The following is a 4,544-nucleotide window of genomic DNA, read 5'->3' as shown; positions in this document are numbered from 1 at the left end:
CCTAACAGTGGTCACAACTGTTATGGCCGACAAGACCGTCCCAAGACCAGCGCGGGATTTGGAGACCTTCTGGCACGTCGTTGGCGGAACCTGGATATCCGGCCATCGTGGTGGTTGTGACCCAAGAAAAAATAGTCATGCAGTACCTGTCTTAGTTGGTCGTTGGTTGCCAGGCCCACATCGACCAACGCTTGATCAAAACAGATAATAGCTCGTCGGTCCATATCCTTGTGAGGACCGTTACCACTGTGTAGGCGAACCACGGTGTTTTCATCACCATATTCCTCGGTGTAACGTTGTGGACCACCCAAAGCCTCTGCCCAGTACGCCGCCAGCCGCTCCGTGTGTTCAGGGTGATAACCATGACTAAACGCATGGCTTACCAGCTCATCCTCCAGCACCCGAGCGTGCCAAGCCGCCGCCAACTTGAGCAAGCCCTCGTAACCACCAACTGCCTCATATACGGTCTGCATGTCATCATCTCCTTGGAAATGTTCATGTTCTAAAACACAGTTCTAGAAGGAACACTGTTGCGCTCTACTGCCCGTTAGCATGGAGACGGCAGCTGGACTCCCTGGCCGGCTGCCGCGCTGACTTTATTGAGCTATCATTCCATGTTAGTTCAATTAAAGGCTGCCGTTTAAATTCGCGGCAGCCTCGTTAATATCCTTTATTCAACTATCGTTTCACGTTAGCGTAATGTACCCTTTCCTTCAGGTTAAGATATCCGCTAAATATACGCAGAAAACAGAGTGAATAAGAATAGTCCTATAATAATAACAATAAATCCTTCAAACCTGGAAAATAATAGAGCGGCGTTACTTCGCTCAACATTTTTGAAATTCCAAGCATTCCTTACATACCAAGATGACTTTGGAAATAGAATATCCATAATACCAATGACAATAAACAGTAAAGAAAAAAGTTGTAAAATTATTTTCATGTGGCACCTCCTGATACCCTGTATTGTATATATATATTCACTTTCCGCCTCAAGTATCATGCCCGTTAGCTCCATAAACGTCGCCTGGTTCGTCAATAGCCGCCCATACACCGCTCGGTGGATGGACGGCAGCCAGTGCAACGGTCTACATGCGCCTAATAAGCTTTGAAAGCGACGAAAATCGAACCGATCATCACGACAATGCCGCCGACCTTGCTAATGAAATAATAGAAGTCACTCGGTTCGGGGTTCTCGTACATGAGCCGCTGTGGAGATAGACGGAACATTAAATTCTGGAAGGCTTGGTACCGGAAGCTGCACCAACCAAAGATCAACAAGCCGAGGGCAAGAACCAGAAACCCTGGCATGCCTCGTTTGACATGATAATCGGAGTAAGCCGCGCTTACGAGCGCCGACGGCGGAAAATCTTCTTCCCCTTCCTCCTTGATCCGCTCGCCGTTGACGTACGTCTGAATAACCATGACGATATCGCCTTTGTCATCGTAGCTCAAGAGCATGCCGTTATTATCCTCGACGCTGTAGACATGGCCGTTTGGATAGGTCACGCGGAACTTGGTCGAGTAAGGGACGCTTTTATCCGCAATCGCATAGGACTGCTCGCCGATGATCAAAGTGCGGTGCAACTCGTCGTCGGTGCGTACTTGGATGGGACCGGCTGTGCTGCTATGATAGGTGACTAGACTGTCTTGCTCCCTTGAGAATTTGTATGTATCCTCATTCAGGTAGAAAACGCGGTCCGTGAAATAGGGTCTAGAAAAAAAGCCCGTCAAGACGGACACGAGGAGCACGGAGACGAAGAAAATAGAACTAGGTGTTATCATTTTTCGGAATAAAACCGCTCGGGTAGAAATATGCGCTCATCCTTTCTGCTTTATCCCTTTTACGTCCTAATAAGAGGGGCGGTTGCAAGCATTTATGCAAGGATATAACGTGCTACGTTTTACAGTCAAGCTTACGGCAGCTGACCATCATGCCCAGCTGCCATCTTAAACAAATGTCTCCTGATAGCGTAACATAAAGGGTTATGGCAACTGACAACTAATTATTCTGCTTCCCTTTGTATAACTTATCAATGAGTATCATCACAATATGTATTATTGTGATGATTGCGGAAAACTGAATGGATTTTACAAAACTCATATTCACAAAGTAATAACTCATAAGAAACATCGCACAAAAATAAATACCCCAACTAAGAATTGGTTTCATTACTCGACTCAGCATCCTCATAAACAAATTTTACTATTAACCTCAACTTCTGTATTCGGCATAACTGCCCGTTAGCTTAATAAAGCTGCCGATCGGCGCCGGCAGCTTCTTCAAATGTTTGTTTATTCAACTATCGTTTCCCGTTAGTTTAATGCCAAAAAACGCTATTAAGCACAAATTGTGAGGTCAAAGACTAATTGATGGGGAGGGCCTTCCAGTACTTCCACGCTTTTAGATAGCTCTCTAAATCATGCGGATGGAATTGAATACAGATACCAATACGGCAATAAAGTTGAAAGATAACTTCTTCAATAAGCCTTGATCTCTCCAAAGATTCATGATTCAGCAAATTGAATGCAGGCAATATGGTTTCTAGGTTTAAATCTTCTGGAGAGGAACAAAAAGCATACGTAAAATCGTATAACAAAGGGCCAATCATTGGCGAAGGGTCGATAACACCAACTAATGAGTGTTCATGGAATACAAAATTATGGACACCAGTATCTCCATGGAGCAAAAATCTTGCTTCATTCTCCGCACTTTTGGATATTCTTTCAAAAATGGATTCTAATCTGTAATAATCCTCAATTGGTAAAAGGGTTCCCCAATTATTTCTCGTATCTTCTAAACTCCGAATGTTCCATTCGCGCCAGGATTGAACCGGTGCTCCCAGTCTTCCCCACTTGTCTGTATGTAGATGTTTTTCGTAATGATTGAAGAGCTCTCTCACCAAAGTTGTCAACCAATTGATTTTTAAACCTCTGGCAGTATGAGTTGTACCCGCAATGTATGAATACACGATATACTCTTTTGCAGGATCAGTATAGAGAATTTTAGGCAAAAGATTAATGTGCCGATGTGTATTAAGAAATTGTTCCGCCAAGATAATTTGGTTCGAGTGATCTATTTTTAAAACGTATTTTGATTCGCTGTGCTCTGAAAGAATATAAACCCGCCCATCTGTAGAACCAGTCTTATTTTTGGTTGCAATAACAGTGTTATCAATTAAGCCTTTTTCATGAAGATCTTGGAGGATACTGTTTATATCTACTTGTTCAAACATACAATTTCCCCTTAACTATCGATTAGACGAATATTTGACTAAATAACTCTTGATAAAATTCCCTTTTTTATAACTTCATCTATAAAGATCGTATAGTTGACCAGGAGGAAGTTCAAGGTAAAGTTTTGTTTAAATTAACTATCCTGCCCGTTAGTTTAAAAGGCAGACGGCTTTTGGGGCGGCTGCCTTCAAATTCTTTATTGAGTTATCGTTTCCCGTTAGTTCAATGTCTACAAACCGCCTCTGGCGACTAGGCTCGTCCAAAAGCCTGGAGCAATTTTAATTCGATCCGTAAAACGAGCGTTTATGGCTGCAGATCACCTGAGACAATATCCAATTGCAAATGGTCCACGGAGACCGTGGACCATTGCTTCTTCTGATTATAGTCTAGCCGTCGAGCAGCGTCATCTGTTCTTTCATATAACGCGTGCCGTGAACGACATTCTTGGGGCTGACCTGATCGATTCGTTCGAGGTCCTCCTTCGTGAGAAGGATATCAGCCGCGGCTGCATTTTCCTCCAGGTACTTGATACGCTTCGTACCCGGGATAGGCAGCGCTCCGTTGGCAATCGTCCAGGCAATGGCCAATTGGGATGGTGTACAGTTCTTCTCCATCGCGATCTCCTTAATCTTGTCGACAACCTCAATGTTCTTCCGGAAGTTATCTCCTTGGAACCGCGGCATCCATCTGCGAAGATCGTCGGCGGCCAAATCCTCGAAAGTGCGAAGCTCGCCGGAGATAAACCCCCTGCTCAGTGGACTATAGGCCACATGGGTAATCCCCAGCTCTCTTACGGTAGGGAGTATCTCCTCTTCGATGTCACGGCTCCAAAGCGAATACTCACTCTCTAGCACGGAGATCGGATACACGGCGTGAGCGCGGCGAATGGTGGAAGCGGAAGCCTCAGACAGGCCGAGCGCCCGAACTTTGCCTGCCTTGACCAAGTCTGCCATCGCTCCGACCGTCTCCTCTATTGGGATTTCCGGATCGACGCGGTGTTGGTAGTATAGATCGATGTAATCCGTATTCAAACGGCGAAGGCTATCCTCCACTGCTTTCTTAACGTAATCCGGATGGCCACTGATGCTCTCGTAATTTGGGGTGTACGAGAACTTGGTAGCGATAATGGCTTTCTCGCGGCGCCCTTGAAGAGCACGGCCGAGCAGCTTTTCGTTATGCCCGTTCCCGTACACGTCCGCGGTATCGAACATCGTGACGCCTATGTCCAAAGCGCGATGGATCGTTTGGATCGACTGTTCGTCGTTAGTCCCCCCGTAAATGCCTGGAGACATTCCCATAATTCCCAG

The 4,544-nt window shown here is 45.5% G+C and carries 5 protein-coding genes; all 5 read right to left on the bottom strand.

Translation table 11 applies throughout. The features are described 5' to 3' along the window. Nucleotides 1–20: 20 nt before the first annotated feature. A complete protein-coding gene (locus CPT76_RS35450; RefSeq protein WP_219845498.1) occupies nt 21–473 on the bottom strand; it encodes a group II truncated hemoglobin in 453 nt (150 codons plus the stop codon). Nucleotides 474–730: 257 nt separating this feature from the next. Beyond that, nucleotides 731–943: a DUF6199 family natural product biosynthesis protein gene (locus CPT76_RS38190; RefSeq protein ID WP_105446221.1), complete on the bottom strand. Its 213-nt coding sequence runs from the start codon at nt 941–943 to the stop codon at nt 731–733. Nucleotides 944–1,098: 155 nt separating this feature from the next. Next, complete coding sequence (locus CPT76_RS35440) at nt 1,099–1,785, bottom strand: DUF6199 family natural product biosynthesis protein (protein WP_181153251.1); 687 nt, start codon at nt 1,783–1,785, stop codon at nt 1,099–1,101. Nucleotides 1,786–2,366: 581 nt separating this feature from the next. Then, entirely contained in the window at nt 2,367–3,236 is an 870-nt protein-coding gene (locus CPT76_RS35435; RefSeq protein WP_105446219.1) for a phosphotransferase, read from the bottom strand. 387 nt (nt 3,237–3,623) lie between these two features. Further along, a partial coding sequence (locus CPT76_RS35430) for an aldo/keto reductase (protein ID WP_105446218.1) occupies nt 3,624–4,544 on the bottom strand: 921 nt, incomplete at its 5' end.

It is taken from the genome of Paenibacillus sp. AR247 (assembly GCF_002968895.1).
Taxonomy (GTDB): Bacteria; Bacillota; Bacilli; order Paenibacillales; family Paenibacillaceae; genus Paenibacillus_AQ; species Paenibacillus_AQ favisporus.
The sequence above is the reverse complement of the archived record's forward strand: the minus strand, read 5'-3'. Positions and strand labels throughout refer to the sequence as shown.

Coding starts and splice junctions, on each gene's coding strand:
- CPT76_RS38190 (WP_105446221.1), bottom strand. CDS start 943: ATGAAAATAATTTTACAACTTTTTTCTTTACTGTTTATTGTCATTGGT.
- CPT76_RS35435 (WP_105446219.1), bottom strand. CDS start 3,236: ATGTTTGAACAAGTAGATATAAACAGTATCCTCCAAGATCTTCATGAA.
- CPT76_RS35440 (WP_181153251.1), bottom strand. CDS start 1,785: ATGATAACACCTAGTTCTATTTTCTTCGTCTCCGTGCTCCTCGTGTCC.
- CPT76_RS35450 (WP_219845498.1), bottom strand. CDS start 473: ATGCAGACCGTATATGAGGCAGTTGGTGGTTACGAGGGCTTGCTCAAG.